17 protein-coding genes are annotated in these 18,999 nt (G+C 55.0%); 11 read left to right on the forward strand and 6 right to left on the reverse strand.

The annotated features are described in order from the left end of the window. The 3 genes from B3M32_RS00415 to B3M32_RS00425 form a co-directional block, all read left to right on the forward strand. Positions 1–3,116: excinuclease ABC subunit UvrA (locus tag B3M32_RS00415; RefSeq protein WP_290742218.1), on the forward strand; the 3,116-nt coding region annotated here is incomplete at its 5' end. Positions 3,117–3,186: 70 nt separating this feature from the next. Beyond that, positions 3,187–5,472 (forward strand): formylglycine-generating enzyme family protein, encoded by a 2,286-nt coding sequence (locus B3M32_RS00420; RefSeq protein WP_290742220.1) that lies wholly within the window; start codon positions 3,187–3,189, stop codon positions 5,470–5,472. 3 nt (positions 5,473–5,475) lie between these two features. Then, positions 5,476–6,057 (forward strand): hypothetical protein, encoded by a 582-nt coding sequence (locus B3M32_RS00425; protein ID WP_290742223.1) that lies wholly within the window; start codon positions 5,476–5,478, stop codon positions 6,055–6,057. Positions 6,058–6,145: 88 nt separating this feature from the next. Here the strand turns inward: B3M32_RS00425 and ychF are convergent, their stop codons facing one another. From ychF to B3M32_RS00440, 3 genes are all read right to left on the reverse strand, one after another. Further along, on the reverse strand, positions 6,146–7,243 hold the full coding sequence (ychF, locus tag B3M32_RS00430; RefSeq protein ID WP_290742226.1) for a redox-regulated ATPase YchF: 1,098 nt from the start codon (positions 7,241–7,243) through the stop codon (positions 6,146–6,148). A gap of 352 nt (positions 7,244–7,595) precedes the next feature. Next, entirely contained in the window at positions 7,596–9,158 is a 1,563-nt protein-coding gene (locus B3M32_RS00435; protein WP_290742229.1) for a hypothetical protein, read from the reverse strand. Then, positions 9,158–9,985, reverse strand: a complete 828-nt coding sequence (locus B3M32_RS00440) for a TIGR02147 family protein (protein WP_290742232.1) — start codon at positions 9,983–9,985, stop codon at positions 9,158–9,160. Before B3M32_RS00440 ends, B3M32_RS00435 begins: the two co-directional genes overlap by 1 nt. A 138-nt stretch (positions 9,986–10,123) precedes the next feature. Between B3M32_RS00440 and B3M32_RS00445 the strand changes: the two genes are divergently transcribed. Genes B3M32_RS00445 through B3M32_RS00480 form a run of 8 tightly spaced genes read left to right on the forward strand, consistent with a single transcriptional unit; the run spans position 10,124 to position 16,196 of the window. Beyond that, positions 10,124–11,029, forward strand: a complete 906-nt coding sequence (locus B3M32_RS00445) for a hypothetical protein (RefSeq protein WP_290742235.1) — start codon at positions 10,124–10,126, stop codon at positions 11,027–11,029. Positions 11,030–11,037: 8 nt separating this feature from the next. Continuing rightward, positions 11,038–11,988: an asparaginase gene (locus B3M32_RS00450; RefSeq protein WP_290742238.1), complete on the forward strand. Its 951-nt coding sequence runs from the start codon at positions 11,038–11,040 to the stop codon at positions 11,986–11,988. Positions 11,989–12,003: 15 nt separating this feature from the next. After that, entirely contained in the window at positions 12,004–12,438 is a 435-nt protein-coding gene (gene dtd, locus B3M32_RS00455; RefSeq protein ID WP_290742240.1) for a D-aminoacyl-tRNA deacylase, read from the forward strand. Positions 12,439–12,476: 38 nt separating this feature from the next. Then, a complete protein-coding gene (locus B3M32_RS00460; RefSeq protein WP_290742243.1) occupies positions 12,477–13,331 on the forward strand; it encodes a hypothetical protein in 855 nt (284 codons plus the stop codon). Positions 13,332–13,349: 18 nt separating this feature from the next. Beyond that, complete coding sequence (gene asd / locus B3M32_RS00465) at positions 13,350–14,201, forward strand: archaetidylserine decarboxylase (protein WP_290742246.1); 852 nt, start codon at positions 13,350–13,352, stop codon at positions 14,199–14,201. A 6-nt stretch (positions 14,202–14,207) separates the two neighbouring features. After that, positions 14,208–15,050, forward strand: a complete 843-nt coding sequence (locus B3M32_RS00470) for a hypothetical protein (protein ID WP_290742249.1) — start codon at positions 14,208–14,210, stop codon at positions 15,048–15,050. Further along, positions 15,040–15,843, forward strand: coding sequence for a hypothetical protein (locus B3M32_RS00475; RefSeq protein ID WP_290742252.1), 804 nt, complete (start codon positions 15,040–15,042; stop codon positions 15,841–15,843). The genes B3M32_RS00470 and B3M32_RS00475 overlap by 11 nt, the downstream gene beginning before the upstream one ends. A 23-nt stretch (positions 15,844–15,866) precedes the next feature. After that, entirely contained in the window at positions 15,867–16,196 is a 330-nt protein-coding gene (locus B3M32_RS00480) for a GerW family sporulation protein (RefSeq protein ID WP_290742255.1), read from the forward strand. Between the two features lie 95 nt (positions 16,197–16,291). Here B3M32_RS00480 and serC read toward each other — a convergent pair whose 3' ends face one another. The 3 genes from serC to B3M32_RS00495 all read right to left on the reverse strand — a co-directional run. After that, entirely contained in the window at positions 16,292–17,398 is a 1,107-nt protein-coding gene (gene serC, locus B3M32_RS00485; protein WP_290742258.1) for a 3-phosphoserine/phosphohydroxythreonine transaminase, read from the reverse strand. Positions 17,399–17,579: 181 nt separating this feature from the next. Beyond that, the gene (locus tag B3M32_RS00490; protein ID WP_290742261.1) at positions 17,580–18,104 is read right to left on the reverse strand and encodes a hypothetical protein; all 525 of its coding nucleotides are present in this window, start codon (positions 18,102–18,104) and stop codon (positions 17,580–17,582) included. 140 nt (positions 18,105–18,244) lie between these two features. Continuing rightward, positions 18,245–18,999: methylenetetrahydrofolate reductase (locus B3M32_RS00495; protein ID WP_290742263.1), on the reverse strand; the 755-nt coding region annotated here is incomplete at its 5' end.

Raw genomic sequence — 18,999 nt, forward strand, 5'->3', positions numbered from 1 at the left:
TCAGCTTCAACGTGAAGGGCGGCCGTTGCGATGCCTGCGAAGGCGCTGGCGTGAAAATTGTGGACATGCACATTTTGCCGAGCGTGCAGGTGACTTGCGAAGTTTGCGGCGGCAAGCGCTTTAACGATGCAACCCGCGAAGTGTATTTCAAGGGCAAGAATGTCTCCGAAATTCTCGACATGAGCATTGCCGATGCGGCGGAATTTTTCAAGGACATCCCGAAGATTGCTGAACCGCTGAACTTGCTCGTGGAAGTGGGCCTCGGCTACCTCACTTTGGGCCAGCCTTCGACAACGCTCAGCGGGGGAGAGGCGCAGCGCATTAAAATTGCTTCTGAACTGCGCCGCCCGGGTACGGGAAAGACGCTTTACCTGCTCGACGAACCGACGACGGGCCTGCACTTTGAAGATATCCGCAAGCTCATGGATTGCTTGAATCGCCTGCGCAGCCTCGGCAACAGCGTCGTGATTATCGAACACAACCTGGACGTGATCAAGTGCGCCGACTGGATTATCGACTTGGGCCCGGATGCGGGTATTCACGGCGGTCGCGTGATTGCGACGGGTACGCCGGAACAGATTGCGAAGAGCAAGAAGTCCGAGACGGGGCGTTACTTGGCGCCGGTGCTTGCGAAAAAGCACGGCGAAAATCGGCATTTTGACCGCACGCTCAAGGGCGGCGAAGACTTGTCGCTGGATATCGAGGTGCATGGCGCCCGCAAGCATAACCTCAAGAACATTGACGTGACGATTCCGCGCCACAAGCTTACGGTGGTCACCGGCGTTTCGGGTTCCGGCAAGTCGAGCCTTGCGTTCCATACGCTTTTTAGCGAAGGCCAGCGCCGCTTTGTGGAAACCTTGAGCACTTACGCTCGTCGCTTCCTCGGCCGCCCAGATCACGGGAGCATCGATTCCATTTCGGGCTTGGCTCCTGCGATTGCGATTGACCAGAAGAGTGCGAGCAAGAGCCCGCGCAGTACGGTCGCGACCCTCACCGAAATCTATGACTACTTCCGCATTTTCTGGGCGAGGGTCGGCACCCCGCATTGCTTGAAATGCGGGAAGCCTGTGTCTTCGTTCAGCGCGGGCGATCTGATGCAATATGCCTTCGATCGTGACTTGAACAAGAAAGTCACGGTGCTTGCCCCGTTCGAAATCAAGGATGTGCTGAAGCTATCCAAGATTCTCACGGAAAAGGGCTACCGCAAGGTTTACCTCGGCAATAAGCTGGTGGATCTTCCGCTGCCGAAAATCCCGACCCGCGAAAAGCAGTTGTTCGCTGTCGTCGATACGGTGGTGGTCAAGGAAGAAAACCGCGCCCGCCTGGTGGAAGCCTTTGAACGCGGTTACCGAGACGGCAATGGAATTCTGTATGTGGAAGACGAGAAGGGCGGACGCCTGGCATGCTCCGAAAAGCCGGGCTGCCCCGATTGCGGCTGGTACATGGATTCGGCATTGAACCCGAAGCACTTCAGTTTCAACACGCACTGGGGTGCCTGCGAAACTTGCCTTGGCCTCGGTCATGATTACGATGGCCATGTCTGCCCGGACTGCCACGGCGAACGCCTCAAGCCGGAATATCTTGCGGTGCGCATCGGTGGCAAGAACATCATGGATGTGAACCACATGAGCATCGCCCAGGCTTACGAATGGTTCAGCAACGAGAATTTCAAGCGCGACAACTTCAAGGGCGACAAGAACGCCGATGGCAAGATGACGGTCGCCGAACCCTTGCTCCGTGAAATTGTGGGGCGCCTCAACTTCCTCAAGGGCGTGGGCCTCGGCTACATCGGCCTCGACCGCGCGGGCGACACGCTCTCCGGCGGTGAATCGCAGAGAATCCGCCTCGCAAGCCAGATCGGCAGTGGCCTTGAAGGCGTGCTCTACGTGCTCGATGAACCCACTGTGGGCTTGCATGAAAGCGATACCGCTATGCTCCTTGATACGCTTTACCGCCTGCGCGATTTGGGTAACACGCTTGTGGTCGTGGAACACGACATGAAGATGATGCAGGCGGCGGACCATATTATCGATATGGGCCCCGCGGCGGGCGAGTTCGGCGGTGAAGTCGTTGCCGAAGGTTCTCCGGAACAACTTTCCAAACCTTACGCCTTACAGCAGTTCCCGCGCAGCGAGACGGTCAAGTACCTTACGCACACCATCCCGATGGCGAACGAGATTGCGGCAAGGCCCATCACGGATTCTACGGAATTCTACGAGTTCGAAAAACTTAAGCACAACAACTTGAAGAATTTGTCTGTAAAATTCCCGAAGGGCGCGATTAGCGTGGTCTGCGGCGTGTCGGGTTCGGGCAAGAGTTCCATGGTCATGGACGAAATCTACCCGCGGCTTAAGAAGAAGTTCCAGGCCCGCGGCCGCAAGAAGCAGAGCGGCGAAGTGTTGCTGGTGGACCAAAGCCCGATTTCAGGGACTCCTCGCAGCACGCCCGCGAGCTTCACGGGCGTACTTGACGACATCCGTAGGCTGTTCGCCAAGTTGCCGCAGGCCAAGTTGAAAGGCTTCGACTACGGGCGTTTCAGTTACAACTTGGCCCGCGGCCGCTGCGAGGCCTGCGAGGGCCGCGGTGCTGTCGCCATCGAAATGCACTTCCTTTCGGACGTGTGGGAAGTCTGCGACGTGTGCGGCGGCAAGCGCTACAACCAGGAAACGCTCACCGTCACTTTCAAGGGCAAGAACATCGCCGACGTACTCGACATGCGTGTGGCCGAAGCTTGCGAATTCTTCAAGGACCAACCGAAAATTCTCCCGAAGCTGGAATGCCTGCGCGATGTGGGCCTCCCGTACGTGAAACTCGGCCAGTCCGTCACCACCCTCAGCGGTGGCGAATCCCAGCGCCTCAAGCTGGCGGCGGAACTTGCCAAGCGCCCCGCGACCGAGATGGTCTACTTGCTCGATGAGCCTACGACTGGCCTTCATCTCAAGGATATCCAGACGCTCTGGAATCAGCTACGCCGCCTTTCGGCCCGCGGCGATACCGTCATCGTCATCGAACACCATCCCGATATCATCCGCCTAGCCGACTGGAAGGTGGAACTCGGGCCCGTCGGTGGCGAAAAGGGCGGATATTTGCTCGAAATGGGGGCAAACGGGGCATAAATAGGCTTGAAATCTTACAAAAAGACTATCTTTTGTTATAGAATTTTGAGTAAAGAAAACAGGAGCTGTTATGTTCTTAGCCCGTTTGCTTCCGTTGTTGCTTTTGCTGCCGGCCCTTTCTTTGGCCGATAACGACAAGAATTTCAGGATTCCGTCTAAGCAGTTCAAAGCGGGAACAGTCGTTGATCCCATTGCCGACATGGCAATTCGTGCGGATCATGGTGCGGCTGTATCGGAAGGTATGACTTTCCCCCTCCAGGAAAACAGGATTTACCTCCGCCACAAGGTTGGGCCGAAGGAATACCAGTGGGTGTCGGGAAATCTCGTTGTCGAGAATCTCAAGAAATTGCATGCGTTCAGCCTGAAGAAGAACTATCTGAAGGTTGAGGACGTTGCCGTGATGCGTTTTTACGGATCCAAGAACATGAAGGCCTTCCAGGACGAATCGGACCTGTATTTCGACCGTAACTATATCTATTCTCCGCGTGTTCCCAAGCTCTATTTCGTCAAGAACGGCCAGTGGCAGGTTTTGAACGAAACGACCCTCCCTGGCGCAGTCAAGTTCTCTACCAGCGAGAAGAATATTGAAATTTCCTCGATGAAGAGAACTTATGCCAAAGCACCGAAAATGCTTTTCCCCAAGAGACCGGGCGTGTACGCTTACGTGTTTTCTGCCCCCAATAGCCTGCCCTATGTAGACGTGGGTGTCGTGGAAGAAGGCTCTGCGCTCGTTTTCAAGCCGAAATTCATCAAGATCGAGAAGGATTTCTCCAAGACTCCGCCGGTTACGGTTACCCTGGACGAAATTGAAAAGGCCGAAACGCTCGAAAAGACGGAACAGATCCATGACCGTTTTGTCGCGGAACTGGAAAAGGCGACCGAAGGCATGGACAGCGAAGCTTTCGAAAGCACTTACCCGCAGATGGTCAAGGCGTCTTTCTTGGGTGTAAAAGAAGACAACAAGGACTATGCCGAGTATGTGGTGCGCTACAACTTGAAAAAAATCGAAGCCAAGAAGATGTGGCGCGAATCGAAGGTGGGCGACGTCAATTACCTGAACAAGGCTCTCCGCAACAAGCTGGATAGCCTGGAAGCGCTGCCGTTGCGCGGTACCATGATGCCTACGGCAATCGAACCGATCTTTGTAGAAGTCCCTGTGGATGAATCCGTCGATTCTGCGAAGGCCGTTTTGGCCAAGAAGGACTCTGCCGCACAGAAGCCTGCGACCAAGAAGGAGATGGGCAAGCTCAAGATGACGTTCGGGACGGATCATTCCCGCGTCGATTTCGCCTGGGCCGGTGTGGCTAGCGGACTTCCCGTAGATACGCTCTATTCCTGGATTATCAAGAAGAATCCGGCTCTCAAGATTCGCCTGTTCTTGCGCAACAACAAACCGGTCTGGATTTACAAGGACGGCGTTGTCAGCGGCCGCCACCACTACCGTTATGACGGTATCGAGTTCCTCGTTGGCGAAGACGTCTACACTGGCCAGGGCGAGTTTATTTTGCCGGAGTATATCTACAACGAACCTGAGGTGCAGGAATGGCTTAAGACGAAGGACGTCAAGTCGTCGTCCTCGGAAGCGGTTGCGTCTTCTTCTTCGACGGCCGCTCCCGCCGATATCAAGATGCCGACTCTTCAGAACCTTGCAACTTCTGCCCGCATCATCCGCGACAAGGATCGCGGCTCAATCGCCCTCATTGATTCCGGTTCTTTCCGCTATAAGGGACATGTGGTGGAAATGTCTCCGTTCGCCATCATGACGACGGAAATGACGCAGCAGCTTTTTGAAAAGACCATGAAGACGGTTGACTCCGCAAAGCGCATCGCCGACCGCTCCACGTACAAGCACCCGAACAAGCCGGTCCACAACATTACATGGGACGACGCCCGTGCGGTGTGCCAGGTGTTCGGCGGTGACTTGCCGACGGAAGCCCAGTGGGAATTTGCCGCGCTTGCCGATAATGTCGAAGGTGCCATCTGGGTCAAGGATTCCGTTCCGAGTCCGGGTGCCTATGCCGTGTATCGCGGAAACTCTTACAATCTGGGACCCAAGTTCCCGGATTACGGCCCGCAGCCTGTGGGTACCAAGAAGGCCAATGCCTGGGGATTGCATGACATGTCCGGAAACGTCGCCGAATGGACACGTGACAGGTACTTCATGTTCTCCTTCATGGTGGAACCTTCCAATCCGACAGGCGCCATGTTCGGCTCGAACAAGGTCTACAAGGGCGGTTCCTGGAAAGATGGAGAAAAACTTTTGAATGTGACCAACCGCGATGACGAAGATCCCCGCTATTGGTCCGAAACAATTGGATTCCGTTGCGTCTATCCGCGCGAACTGATCAAGGAATAAAAAGTGGACATCAGATTTAAGTTCTTCCAGAGGTTGGTTGCAACCCCTTACTTGCTTGCTTTGCTTGGATTACTTCTCCCGTTGTTTAACGTTTCGTGCGCGGAACGTGTCATTGCCGAACCGACTTTTTACGAAATCGCGAACGGCATTGATTTGGAACAAACTTTGAAGGAACCCGCCCTCGGTTATGTCAAGAAGATGGAGGCGGGAAACCCCAAGGCTATCGACAAGTTCAAGGAGACCATGCCCGATTTTCCGAGGGTCCAGCCGTTCTACGTGCTGTACGGGATAGTCGCCGCCCTGGTACTTGCAGCCTTTTTCGCGCTGATTGCGCCCTTCGGCTATTACGCCTCGCTAGGGTCTTTGGCTTTGGGCATGATGTCCATGTTTGCCTTGTGGGCGTTTCTCTCGCAGATGGGGCGCATCTGTGGCGCGATGGGCATGAACGTGCTCTCGGTGGAGCCTGGTACGGGAATTTATTGCGCCAGTGCGCTAATCCTGATAGGGACCGCGATGAACCTGGCTTGCATCGTGCGGCCGATTGTAGACGAAGTACGTGCTAAACGCGCTGCGAAGAAAAAGTAAAAAAACTCGCCATAGGGCGAGTTTTTTTATATGTAGCGTGAAATGTGTAATGATTAATTCCACACCCCACATTCCACATTGTTAAGCCTTACACATTGAACAGGAAGTACATGATGTCGCCGTCCTGGACGACATAGTCCTTGCCTTCGGTGCGGACAAGGCCTGCTTCCTTGGCGGCGTTCCAGCTGCCGTGTTTCATGAAGTCTTCGAAACTGAGCGTTTCGGCACGGATGAATCCGCGTTCGAAGTCGGTGTGGATGACGCCGGCGCATTGTGGAGCCTTGTAGCCGGCATTGAACGTCCAGGCGCGGCATTCCTTTTCGCCGGCGGTAAAGAACGTGCGGAGACCGAGAATCTCGTAACCCTTACGCACGACGGCGTCGAGTCCCGATTCCGTCATGCCGAGTTCCTTCAGGAATTCGGCCTTGTCGGCGGGCTCCATTGCCGAAAGTTCTTCTTCGATCTTGCCGCTGATCACGATGACTTCGTGGCCGTTCTTGGAAGCGTACTCCTTCAGCTGGTCCACGTAGGCGTTCCCTGTCAGGATATCGTCTTCCTTGACGTTCGCACAGTAGAAAATGGGCTTGGCGGTAAGCAGGCAGAGGTCCTTGAGGATTGCGGCCATCTCGTCGCTGTCGTTCATCACGGTGCGGGCGGCCTTGCCCTCTTCCAGGGTCTTCTTCAGGAGCTCGCAGGCGGCCAGGCGGGCCTTGGCCTCGGCGTTGCCGGTACGGGCACCCTTGGCTTCGGTGGCGAGGCGCTTCTCGACGGTGTCGATGTCCTTGAGCATCAGTTCCATCTCGATGACTTCCACGTCGCGGACGGGGTCTACGGAACCGCTCACGTGCACGATGTTCTCGTCGTCGAAGCAACGGATGACTTCCATGATGGCTTCGCATTCGCGGATATGGGTCAGGAACTGGTTGCCCAGGCCTTCGCCCTGCGATGCGCCCTTCACGAGGCCCGCGATATCGACGAATTCCGTGACGGCGGGGACGATGGATTTCGGGTTGTATACCTTTACGAGCTCGTCAAGACGGCTGTCGGGGACGCTCACCATGCCCACGTTGGGCTCAATGGTGCAGAAGGGGTAGTTGGCCGCTTCTGCTCCGGCGTTGGTAATTGCGTTGAAAATGGTGCTTTTGCCTACGTTCGGCAGGCCGACAATACCGCATTTGAAACCCATGTTAAATCTCCGTTTATGGCGCAAAAAAGCGTGCGCCCCTGTTTTCGGGCGTAAAGTTAGTTAATTCTGTGGAGGGACAAAGAGTCCTGCACCGTCTTTTTGACATTTTGTAAACGGTAGTTTTTGGGGTTCCTTCGAAATCGCCCCAAAATAAACATAATTTCTAGTTCAAGGGATGTAGGATTGGAAGTGTTATAATTGCCGTTTTGGGATTAAGTTCCGCCGACGTTCCAGTGTTAATTGGGGTTTTGGCAACGACAGCTGTCGATGGAGTTTTGGGTTGGCATAATTCGACAGCTGCAAGAGCAGCGGAACTAATCCCAAACGGCCACCTTTTTTTAGCCAAAAAAAATTAATTGAAATCGTCGCGGTTGATGCCGTAGACTCTTACGTTGTCGAGCCAGATTTCGGAGCCGTTGTAGGCGAACAGGCTGAAGTGCGTAATCTTGTTCTTGGTCTCGTCCCAGCCGTGATAGTCCTTGAGGACCGTATTGAAATCTTGCGGACGCACGACAATGCGCTGCCACTTTGAACTGGCCTCGGCCTTGTAGGAGGCCTTGTAGTTCTTGTCGAAAGAGAAGTTCTCGAGGATGATTTCAATCTCTCCATCACCGCGGACCCATGCTACGAGCGAGTCCATGCGGCTCCAGTCAAGCGATGTGTAGCTGAGACGGGCCCCGATGACTGCGAAGCTCGGGTATTTCTCGTCGTACTCGAAATGCGCTACGTATCCGCTACGTCCCTGGGTGTCTTTTTGCAGATAGTCTGTTGCGGTCATTGTCGTTATCGTGACGGAATCTTCGTCAACGGGATCGACTTCGTGCAGCTGGATGTACCAAGAGTGCTTCCGGATAGGCGAAGGCACATCGCTGTAGGCGGACAGGCTATCGAAATGGAAAATTTCGACAGAGTTCAGCTCGTACCTGAGGGAGTCGCTGATTCCCTCCCACACGTCAGCCTGCTTTTGGGGTTCCGCATAGATTTCTCCCCATTCGAGAATCCAGTACCCTAGGGTATCCTTGAGGCTTTCGATGCGGACGTTGATGGCGGCGCTCTGGATCTTGGCGTCCCAGACGTCGATCTGCATGGGAATTTCTTTGCCGTTGCTGAAGCGCAGGTGGATGTCGCTGCCGTCCTCGTTTGCTTCGGAGAAGTTGAAGTTCGTGGAATCCAGGCGCAACGTAAGCACGTAGGGCGCGGTAATGGTGCGCATCCAGCTGGAAATCAGGTTGCTGGGCGAAATCCTCATGGAGCGCTTGACAATTTCTTCGTCGGGGGCGTCCACATGGCCGATATCCAGCGTATCCTTCTCGGTAACGGTAATCTCGGCCTGGGCGATGCATTCCTTGGTCTTGGTATCCCAGGCGTTCACGACAAGGTTGCCGGTGGGGACTCCCGCAATAAGGAAGTTGCCCTGTGCGTCGGTCTTTTCGACCCTGCCGATGCCCGGCAGGTGCACCCAGGCGTGCGGAGCCTTGCTGGGAACGCTGACCCAACCCTTCACGGAACCGTTGGCGGTAAGGGCGGCGCTGTCGACTTCGAATTTTGCGGAAAGGTGGTTTAAGGTGTACTGGTAGGCGATGGAAGAGTCTCCTTCGCCAATCTGGATGGTAAACGCGCCCTGCTGGTGGTTTTCAATCAAAATCTTGCCGGTACTGTCGGCTTCGCCCTGGTAGGTGTAGTCGTCGCTTGCGATTTTCCCGGTCGTATCGGCGACATACCAGCTTGGCAGGACCTTGTAGGCTATGCGGCTTGCCCTGACTCCGTCTGCAAAGACCTGGATGGAAAGTGTCCCATCCGAGTTCTGTGCGATTGCGTTCTCCGTCTCCGTCGTACTTCCGGCCGAATCCGAGCTGGAGCACGCGCAGAGGATCGCAAAAGGCGCAATCAGGAATATTTTGGGGAAAATAGCCATTACTTTGCGCTCTTCTTGTTAAATGCGACGGGGAACAGGGCGAGGTTCATCTGGAGCACGCGAGAAGGCTTCCCGCATTTGTCAACGCGGATTTGGACCTCTTTTCTGAACTCCTGAATCATAGATTTTATATCCTCGAATCCCTTTTGGTCTACAGCCATAGTAAGTGTAGAAATATCTCGGTCGGACGGGGGGATGATGTTCAGGGAACGGGCCCCGATTTGCATGACATTTGCCTGGAATTGACGGATTGCCTGGGCTCTTTCTTCTCCGGCGATGTTGATATGGGCGTCCGCGAGCTTGTAGCGGTCGTTCCCCAGAGGCTGGATGAACCCGAGCTCCTTGAGCAGGTCGATGCTTTCCTGGACCTTTTCTTCACCTATGGAGGGTTCCAGCTTTTCGGAAATGTCCTTGGCGTTGAGCTTCCCCTGGTTGATTTCGATAAGGGCGCGGATGACTGGCGTCCACCAGTCGCTCAGATATTTCTGTTCCTTGTCACTGAGGTAATGCTTTTTCACGTCCCGGAGCAGTAGCGCCTTTCCGAGGATTTCGGTCTTTGTTTTTTCGGACTTGGTTCTAGAAGCTGCTATGAGGAGGTCAAAGTACTGGGCGGCACGGCCGGTGAGGCCGAGGATTTTCTTGATGGCAGGGACGCAACGGACGGGGAGATTACGCTTCTTTTCGACAACACAGAAAACATGGCTGGCGTTGAGGCCGATAGCCATTCCAAGTACGCTGTAGGAGTACTTGTTGTTGGATTTTTTCTTTTCGAGATAAAAGTCCCTGATTATATCTCGATAATCTGTGTAATCGTAAATGCTAGACATGGTTGATCCCCATATTTGTAAAAAAATATATAAATTAGGTCTGTCCAGGCTTAAAGAATGAAAAATTTAATCGTTATCTTTTTGGCAATGGTTGCCGCTATTTTTCTGGTCCGTTCCGTGCGGACCAGTTGGGCCGAAATGGACAAATTTAACAAAAGAGAGGCCCTGATAGCCGAAACGGGGCGTTGCCTGGAGGCGGCCGACTGGAATTGCGCCGAGAAGGGCGTCCGCGAGCTGCTGTGTGACGCTCCTCACGATACGAACCTGCAGATGCACATGGCGATAATCCTGTACGAGCAGGAACGCTACGAAGAATGCCGCCGCTACATCGCGACATTGAAGTTCAGCAACAACGACCTGGCCCTTATCGACAAGAAGGCCGAATCGCTTATCCGCGAGATGGCGGAGCTGGGCATAGAGCGCTCTATGCATTTCCGCGTGGAATTCGAAGGCTCGCTTTCGAAACGCGACGTGATGGAGGCCCTCGCCGTGTTGGAAGTCGCCTACGATTCGCTCTGCCGGCTGTTCGATTTCCATCCGGAAAACAAGATGCACCTGGTGCTTTACGAATCGCCGCAGTACCAGGGAGTAGGACCGCGCCCGGATTGGGTGGGAGCCATATTCGACGGGAAACTCCGCGTCCCTGTCAACGTGATGCAGTTCCGCGAAATCTACCGGCCGATCCTGTTCCATGAACTGACGCATGCCTTCGTGCGTGCCATGACCCATGCGAACGTCCCCCTGTGGGTGAACGAGGGAATCGCGCAAGTCGTGGATGCGTCCCGTACCGGCAAGCCCAGGCCCGAAGGGGCCGCGCCGAGTCTCGAGGCGTTGGCGACCCCGTTCGTGAAAGAGAACAATTCGTCCAATGCGGAAAGGCTTTACTGGTATTCGCAGCGCATGGTGGAACAGCTTTTGCACCGCAACGCAAACTTTGTGCATTTTAGGGAATTTATCCAGAGCATGCAGAAACAGGACGTGGACAGGGCGCTTGAGCAGTATTATGGAGTGTCTGCGCAGCAGTTGTACGACGAATCGCGGTGAGGAAGATTATGGCTAACCGTAAAAAACACATCGTAGTGCTGGCGACTGGCGGAACCATCGCCGGAGTAGGCGAAAAGGGCAAGGACACGGGGTACGTGTCCGGACAGATTTCCGCAACGGACCTGGTGGCGACGGTGCCCGAGCTTTCGGAATACGCCGAGATTTCGGCGGAACAGATTTGCAACGTGAACTCGGACGATATTACAGATAAAATATGGATCCGGCTTGCGAGGCGCGTAACCGAACTGCAAGAAGACGAATCGGTGGACGGCGTCGTCGTGACGCACGGGACCGACACCATGGACGAAACGGCGTATTTCTTGAGCCTTACCGTAAAGTGCGAAAAGGCGGTTATACTGACGGGCTCCATGAAGCCGGCGACCGCCAAGAATCCGGACGGACCGGCAAACCTGCTGGGTGCCGTGCGTGCTGCGGTGGGCTTTGCGGTAGACGACGATCCTCCGGCCAACAAGGTATGGGTCTATTTTGGCGAAGAACTGTTCGATGCACGCAACGTGCAGAAATGCAGTGCTTCTGCCTTGAATCCGATGGGGGTGGAATGCCCCGGGGCGGGTTCGGGTCTGGATACACCGATGGAAAAGAATTTCTTCGACGTGTCGAAACTGGAATCGCTTCCGCGCGTCAATGTCGTCTATTTTACGGTAGATGCCAACCCGAAAATCCTGGAGTATGCCGCCTGCGTCTCCGATGGACTCGTGATTGCGGGAGCCGGGTCGGGAGAGTTCAGCCTTGAATGGGCAGAAACGCTATCGAAGATAGATATTCCGGTGGTCATTGCCAGCCGTACGAATCACGGGACGGTCACGCTCAACGAATCGCTGGCACCGGGGCGGATATGCGCAGGTTCGCTGGCGCCGCAGAAGGCGGCCGTGCTCTTGAAACTCTGCCTGACGGTGACGGAAAATCCGAAGGCTATCAAAAGGTATTTTGCTCAATAGAGGAACGGTGCGGACATGAAATTCTTGATACAGCGCGTAACGGAAGCTTCGGTCGATATTGATGGAAAGACCGTCGGAAAAATCGGCAAGGGCTATATGGTCCTGATTGGCGTGGGCGAGGGCGATACGCGCGAAATTGCCGACCGCTTTATACGCAAGATGCTTGCGCTGCGAATCTTTGCCGACGAAAACGGCAAGACAAACCTTTCGATCAAGGATGTGGACGGCTCGCTTCTGCTGGTTTCGCAGTTTACGTTGTATGCCGACTGCCATAAGGGAAACCGGCCGACATTCAACGGCGCCGGGAATCCCGTGCTCGCAAACGAGCTATACGAATACATTGTTGCGGAATGCAAGAAGGAAATCCCGGTAGTGGAAACGGGACGGTTCGGTGCGGACATGAAGGTAAGCCTTGTGAACGACGGCCCGTTCACCATAATGCTGGACTGATGATTGCCGCCTGTGGGGGATAAATGTATATTGGAGTCATGCGGTCGATGCAAAACAAGATGAAATTGGCGGGAAGCGCCTTGTTGGTGAGCGTTCTTTTGCTTGGCGGCTGTGCCGGCTTGCGCGACGATGCCACTGCCGGCGGCGATTCGGGCATGAAGGATTCCCCCTGCGAAGAATGCGGTACGCAGGGCGAAATCAAGCTGAAAATCACCGAGGAAAAGTCATACCGGGAATGGAACGGAGCCGCCTATGCGCGCATGGATTCCGGTGCGGTTGTTGGCGTACTCCCGACACTCAAGATTGTGGCCAAGCGCCCGGAAACGTGCAAGATGTGCCACAGCTTCAGTGCCGACGCCCTGGATTTCGATCTTGCCCATATAGAGGATTCTCTGTTCGTGAAAGCGTTCCCGAAAATGCGCCGCGAGCTCTTGTTGCCGGGAATGCGCCTCCCGGATTCCGATTCGCTCTATGTCGATACCTTGTCCGTGATGTTCCTGAAAAGCACCTTTGCCGATGGCAAGAAGCTTTCGGACATGCAGCCGTGGCAGGAACGCGACGGAATAGAACAGAACCTGAATCGCGAAGTTCCTGCGGGGCTCAAGAACCTGCTGAACGATGTTGCCGCCCGATACGAACTACGCTATATTTCGTTCCCGGTGTTTCTGGAAGTCGAAATGATGCCGGACTTGGGCAAGAGCGGCGGCTTTACCTGGAAAATTCTCTGGACGCTCTGGGATGCCCGTTACGGGGAACTCGTGTTCCTGACGTATTCCGAATTTACCGCGGCGTCGACAAGCCGGGTCGCTCCCGAAAAGGAATGGTCTGTCCCGTTTGCCCCGCGTCTCTGGAAGATGTTCAGCACCGACCTGAACAAGCTGGAAAACCACTAATTACTATCTTTCCAAATTATGAACACTCCCTTCTACGTCTTTATGAAACTCCTGCCGAAAAATGCCGCTAGCCGCATTTTCGGTATCGTTACGCGCCTTCGCATTCCCGTATTTTCCAAGTTGGCGCGCGATATCTTTGCCGCCCATTACCAGTTGAACATGGACGAGGCGGAATATCCCCTGAACCATTATCGCAATATCGGTGAACTTTTTATCCGCAGGCTCAAACCCGGTGCGCGTCCCATTGCCGATTCCGAAATCGTGAGCCCTGTCGATGGCGTCCTTTCGCAGACACTCACGTTTGATTCCAACCAGGAAATGATTCAGGCGAAGGGCAAGTACTATACGCTCAAGGACCTGTTGCGCGATGACGAACTGGCCAAGCGCTTTGATGGCGGCGCCTTTGCTACGATTTACCTGGCACCGTTCAACTATCACCGCATCCATAGCCCGGTAAAGGGCGAGCTGGTGGGCGCGAGCTATTGCCCGGGAACGCTTTGGCCGGTGAACGTCGGCAGCGTCGAACGCGTGGAGGGCCTGTTCTGCATCAACGAACGCCTTACGAGCCATATCCGCCTGGAAGATGGTTCCGAAATTCTGGTGGTGAAAGTCGGTGCGACTAACGTGGGCCGCATCGGCGTGGTCTATAGCGACGACTTGCTGACTAATGCAGGGAAAATCCCGCGTAGCGGCAAGCGCATGGACTGGAAACCGGAAGGCAAGGTGTCTTTCGAGAAAGGCGGGGAACTGGGCCGCTTCGAAATGGGAAGCACCGTGATCCTCGTTGTGGACAAGAAAATTCGCGAACGCCATCCGGACCTGTTCAAGGGCCGCCTGGGGCAAGCGGTGAAAGTGGGCGAGGCCCTCTAGCTTTTTATGGCATCTGTAACGCGTTTTGCACAAGACGAACCGGCGCTGTTCAAGGCGGCGCAGGATTTTGTCGCGCTGTTTGCAGATTGCCCCGACCCGGTTATAGCCGTGGCACGCCAGGCGAAAACCCCGAACGCGCAGATTGCCTGGACCCTGTTGGGCACGGCCTTGTTCCAGGACAGGGACTGTAGCCAGATGAAAGACCTCCTTGCCGCCTTTTACAGGGCTTTTCCCGAAGAGAAACTCTGGACGCTTCCCGTACCTGCCGCGGCAGCGATAAACGGCATTGTCGAAGAAGTCTTCAATAGCGATAACTGGAGCATGTTCGAACATGTGGCCGGGATTTTCTGGAGCGTGGGGCTGTTTGCCCGCCGCCATCCGGACTTGGTGTCATGGACCGCAGAACGCTCCCCCGAAGAAATGTGGCGCGACATGGGCGAAATCTATTTCATGGGCAAGTCCAAGCCGCGTCCCAAGGCGAGCGCCGCTATCTACCGCATTCTGGCCCCGGCTCCGTTGGGGCTGGGCATCCGCTGTCGCGACAGTCGTCGCATGCCTCCGCTTCCGTTGACGATGGGGGCCCGCCGCTACCTGGCGATTCTCGGGCCCGCCAAGGACAACGGCTTTGCCGACCTTTCTGCAGAAGAAAAGCAGAAACTGGCCAATGCCTGTTTCAAGGCGCTAAGCCCGAAAAGACCGTATGCGGCGGCACATTCGATGCAGTTTTTCTTGGAAGATGGCGCCGACGGGTTCATTTGTCGGGAATGGACGGAACGCTGTGCCAAGTGCCCTTTTTACGAGTATTGCAACTACGCAGAAAATCAAGGCGGCCGTAAGTATGAAAATTGATGGAATGCTGAAATACGCCATATGCTCTGTCGCCGTGCTTCTCTGTGCCTGTGCGCAGAAAGACGAAGGTCCCGTGGACTACTCCGCCATTCCGTACAAGAACGTCCGCCCTGTCGACGTAAAAATTTCTAGGAATCACTTGGAATTGCGGTACCCGATGCAGGTGGGCGACACCTTGGAAGTGACTGTCCTCGAATTCAAGAGCGATGTCTACGCGATGGATTACTACATGAACAGTGGCCGGTTCCAGGGAATTGTCCCGATTCTTCGCGGCCAGTACTTGGAACAGAGTATCCGTTCCGACGCCCGCATTTTCATCTTCAGGCACGACAGTTTCCGCCGGTACGAAAGAAGCGACCTGGAACAGTACGTGCGGAATTTCCCCGGCTACCGGGGAGGTTTCCCGCAGGAATTTCTGAGCCTGCCGTTCGATCACCGCGAGGCGGGCCGGACATCCATCCAGACCAAGCACTTTTTGGGGGTGGTATCGGTTTTCCCGGTCCTTATACAGAGCTACCGCGATGCCAACCTGCAGTGGAATGTGGCGCGGAGCTGGGAACAGGTAGATGACGAAGTCTATGATCGCTGGGTGGCCCAGCTGGACAAGGTGGAACCTGTGGGCATTGCCAAGGATGTCGAGGTAGCCTATTTCCATGTCGGCGAAGGCGTGAACGGGATGGCGACGCACCTTCCGGGCGGCCGTGTGGTGGTGGTCTGGGGTTACCTGGGCTGGTTTGACCTGGAACGCAAATTCTTTATTGCCAGCGACCGCATTTACGAGGCACGTTTTTAACTTTTATTTGTTATATTAAAATCATGGCTATTGAAAAACTTGCAGAAACTCTTTTGGAAAAACTCCGTTTCATCACGCAGGCGGAAACGGTAATCGGCAAACCCATCCAGGCAGGCGAATCCACGGTTGTTCCCGTGAGCCGCGTTTCGGTCGGCTTCGGTTTCGGTGGTCACCAGAACAAGGGCGACACTTCTGCCTCTGGCGGTGGCGCATCGGTCGAACCGGTCGCTTTCCTTGTCATCAAAGGCGACGACGTGCGCATCATGCCCATCAGCAAGGACAGCTCCCTCGTTTCCAAGGTCATGGACATCGTGCCCGACGTGGTGAACAAGTTCAAGAAGAGCGAAGATTAACAACTTAAAACATTTAAAGAAAAGACCTCCGCAATCGCGGAGGTCTTTTAATAATCTGCCAGATGGCGGATCAGGTCCGCCATGACGAAGTAGAATTACCCAAGCACCTTCTTTTCGAAGTCGCCGAGGCAATCGACGAGGGCCTGAACGCCTTCGACCGGCATCGCGTTGTAGATAGAAGCGCGGAAGCCACCCACGGAGCGGTGACCCTTGAGCTGCTGCAGACCGCGGGCCTTAGCGAATTCGAGGAATTCCTTGGCGAGGTCATCGGCCTTGTCGGCAGCGACCACGTCCTTGTTGAACACGAACGGAACGTTCATGATGGAACGGTCTTCCTTGGCAGCGGTACCGACGAACACCTTGGATGCATCGAGGGCGCTGTAGAGGAGGGCTGCCTTGGAACGGTTCACCTTTTCGATAGCTTCGACACCGCCGAATTCCTTGAGCCACTTGAGCGTGCGGTTCATGACGTACACGGCGAAAACCGGAGGCGTATTGAACATGTTCTTCGCATCGATGTGGGTCTGGAAGTTCAGCATGGTAGGAATGGTGCGGTTCACCTTGCCGAGCAAGTCCTTGCGGATGATGGTCACGGTCACGCCTGCGCAGCTGATGTTCTTCTGCGCACCGCCGTACACGACGCCGAAGTCAGAGACGTTGATCTTGCGGGCGAGGAAGTCGGAGCTCACGTCGGCCATGAGGAAGCCGGACTTCGGCTTCGGGAAGTTGTGCCATTCCGTACCGTAGATGGTGTTGTTGGCAGTCACGTGAAGGTACGTGGCGTTGTCGCTGAGCTTCAGGTTCTTGTCGATGCGGCTGTAGGTTTCGGACTTGGTGTCGCAAGCGACGTTAGCCGTACCGAACTGCTTGGCTTCCTTGTAGGCCTTGTTTGCCCAGACGCCGGTGAGGGCGTAGTCGGCAGTGGCGTTCTGGTCGAGGAAGTTCATCGGGAGCATGCAGAACAAAAGGGAGCAACCACCGCCGAGGAAAACGATGTCGTAGTTCTCGGGAATGCCCATCAAGTCGCGAAGGAACTGTTCGGTTTCTTCGAACATGCTTTCGATCGGCTTTGAACGGTGACTCATGGAGAGAATGCTGATGCCGCTATTTGCGTAGTCGATGCATGCAGCAGATGCTTCCTTGAGTGCTTGTTCGGGCAGGACAGACGGGCCTGCGCTAAAGTTATAGACTTTATTTGCCATGGTTGTGTTCCTTTTTGTTTGGCCCCGCATGGTTTACGGGGACTCTTAAATTACGCGCGTAAAAATAGCAAAATGCGCCCTGTTCGGCTAGTAATTTTTAGACGAGAGACGAGTGAAAAAAAAGACGAGATTATCTCTCGTCTCTAGTCTGTAGGCACGAAGTGCCGTTCTTTAGTCTAATTTACACGCCGAGGGCTTCGATGGCGGCCTGGTACTTCTTGAGACGGAACTTCGTCTTGAGTTCGCGGCGCTCCTGGCGGTGGATGTACTTGTCCTCGAGGAGCACGTTCAGGATGGCGCTCTTCGCCTTGGCCGCTTTCGGGTTGTCCTTGAGCGTCTCGACGAAGCGAACGAAATCCTTTTCGCGGGCATCGTAGGTGGCGTCTTCGGCGGGGACGCCCTTTTCCATGAGCTTGCAGCTGTATTCGTCGATCCAGCCTTGGTTCTTGTGGTAGGTCATCTTCTGGATGAGGTCGACCATGTCCGCAGGAACGCCCTTCTTGACCATTTCGTCGGGGGTCTTCTTGGTAGAGGCGGTAATGGAGTCCTGCAAGATGGCTAGAACCTGGACATCTTCCGGTTCACCCTTGTTTTTCAGGTAATCGGCAACGTTCTGGAGAAAATCGATGTAAGGCCCGCCAGCCTTGTCCTTCTGGCCTTTGTGGACTTCGGCTGCAATCTTGTAGGCATCTTGAAACGAGAGCATATTGATCCTTTTATAAAAACTTTTGATACCACCGGTACCGTATACCCAATATATATAATGGAGCGACGGGAAGTGGGGGTCCGGACGGAGTTTTTAGAAAAAAAACGGTTTTTTCATTATTACAAAGTAGAATAGCCGACCTAGCCCTGGAAATTCTTGCCTAGAATGGCCGATACGTTCCGAAGGATTCCCTCGGCCACGTCGGGCTTGTTCATCGAGTACACGTGCACATTTGTAATACCGTTCGCGTACAGGTCGATAATCTGGTCGGAGGCGTATATGATGCCCGCCTGCTTCATGGCCTCGGGGTCGCTGCCAAACTTGTCGACGAGCGACTTGAAACGCTGCGGCATGAACGAGCCGGAGAGCTTGATGGCGCGTTCCACCTGGTTCGCGTTTGTGATGGGCATGATGCCGGGGAGCACGGGGCAGGTGACGCCCGCGTCGCGCAGCTTGTAGAGGAAGCTGAAGAACAGGTTGTTGTCGAACACCATCTGCGTGGTGAGGAAGTCCGCGCCCGCATCCACCTTCTCCTTGAGGTGCTTGATGTCTTCGGCCTGGTTGGCGCTTTCGGGGTGTTTCTCGGGGTAGCACGCTGCACCGATGCAGAAATCCGCGTCGGCGGCCTTGAGTTCGCGGATGAGTTCCACGGCGTAGTGGTAGTCGCAGTTGTCGCGGCCTTTCTCGATGAGCTCCGGGGTCAGGTCGCCGCGCAGGGCCATCACGTTCTTGATGCCCGCGGCCTTCATTTCTTCGATTCTCTGGTGCACCGTGTCCTTGCTGCTCGAGACGCAGGTGAGGTGGGCGAGCATCGGGATGTTGAACTTTTCCTTGAGGTTCTTCGCGATGTCGAGGGTATAGTGGCTCACTCCGCCGCCCGCGCCGTAGGTGACGC

The sequence above is a fragment of the Fibrobacter sp. UBA4309 genome, assembly GCF_002395745.1.
Classification (GTDB): Bacteria; Fibrobacterota; Fibrobacteria; order Fibrobacterales; family Fibrobacteraceae; genus Fibrobacter.

What these genes read in the sequence shown, in the direction of transcription:
- B3M32_RS00490 (WP_290742261.1), bottom strand. Translation starts at nt 18,104, where the DNA reads ATGCTCTCGTTTCAAGATGCCTACAAGATTGCAGCCGAAGTCCACAAA.
- B3M32_RS00480 (WP_290742255.1), top strand. Translation starts at nt 15,867, where the DNA reads ATGGCTATTGAAAAACTTGCAGAAACTCTTTTGGAAAAACTCCGTTTC.
- B3M32_RS00460 (WP_290742243.1), top strand. Translation starts at nt 12,477, where the DNA reads ATGCGGTCGATGCAAAACAAGATGAAATTGGCGGGAAGCGCCTTGTTG.
- B3M32_RS00450 (WP_290742238.1), top strand. Translation starts at nt 11,038, where the DNA reads ATGGCTAACCGTAAAAAACACATCGTAGTGCTGGCGACTGGCGGAACC.
- dtd (WP_290742240.1), top strand. Translation starts at nt 12,004, where the DNA reads ATGAAATTCTTGATACAGCGCGTAACGGAAGCTTCGGTCGATATTGAT.
- B3M32_RS00420 (WP_290742220.1), top strand. Translation starts at nt 3,187, where the DNA reads ATGTTCTTAGCCCGTTTGCTTCCGTTGTTGCTTTTGCTGCCGGCCCTT.
- ychF (WP_290742226.1), bottom strand. Translation starts at nt 7,243, where the DNA reads ATGGGTTTCAAATGCGGTATTGTCGGCCTGCCGAACGTAGGCAAAAGC.
- B3M32_RS00440 (WP_290742232.1), bottom strand. Translation starts at nt 9,985, where the DNA reads ATGTCTAGCATTTACGATTACACAGATTATCGAGATATAATCAGGGAC.
- asd (WP_290742246.1), top strand. Translation starts at nt 13,350, where the DNA reads ATGAACACTCCCTTCTACGTCTTTATGAAACTCCTGCCGAAAAATGCC.
- B3M32_RS00445 (WP_290742235.1), top strand. Translation starts at nt 10,124, where the DNA reads ATGGACAAATTTAACAAAAGAGAGGCCCTGATAGCCGAAACGGGGCGT.
- serC (WP_290742258.1), bottom strand. Translation starts at nt 17,398, where the DNA reads ATGGCAAATAAAGTCTATAACTTTAGCGCAGGCCCGTCTGTCCTGCCC.
- B3M32_RS00475 (WP_290742252.1), top strand. Translation starts at nt 15,040, where the DNA reads ATGAAAATTGATGGAATGCTGAAATACGCCATATGCTCTGTCGCCGTG.
- B3M32_RS00470 (WP_290742249.1), top strand. Translation starts at nt 14,208, where the DNA reads ATGGCATCTGTAACGCGTTTTGCACAAGACGAACCGGCGCTGTTCAAG.
- B3M32_RS00435 (WP_290742229.1), bottom strand. Translation starts at nt 9,158, where the DNA reads ATGGCTATTTTCCCCAAAATATTCCTGATTGCGCCTTTTGCGATCCTC.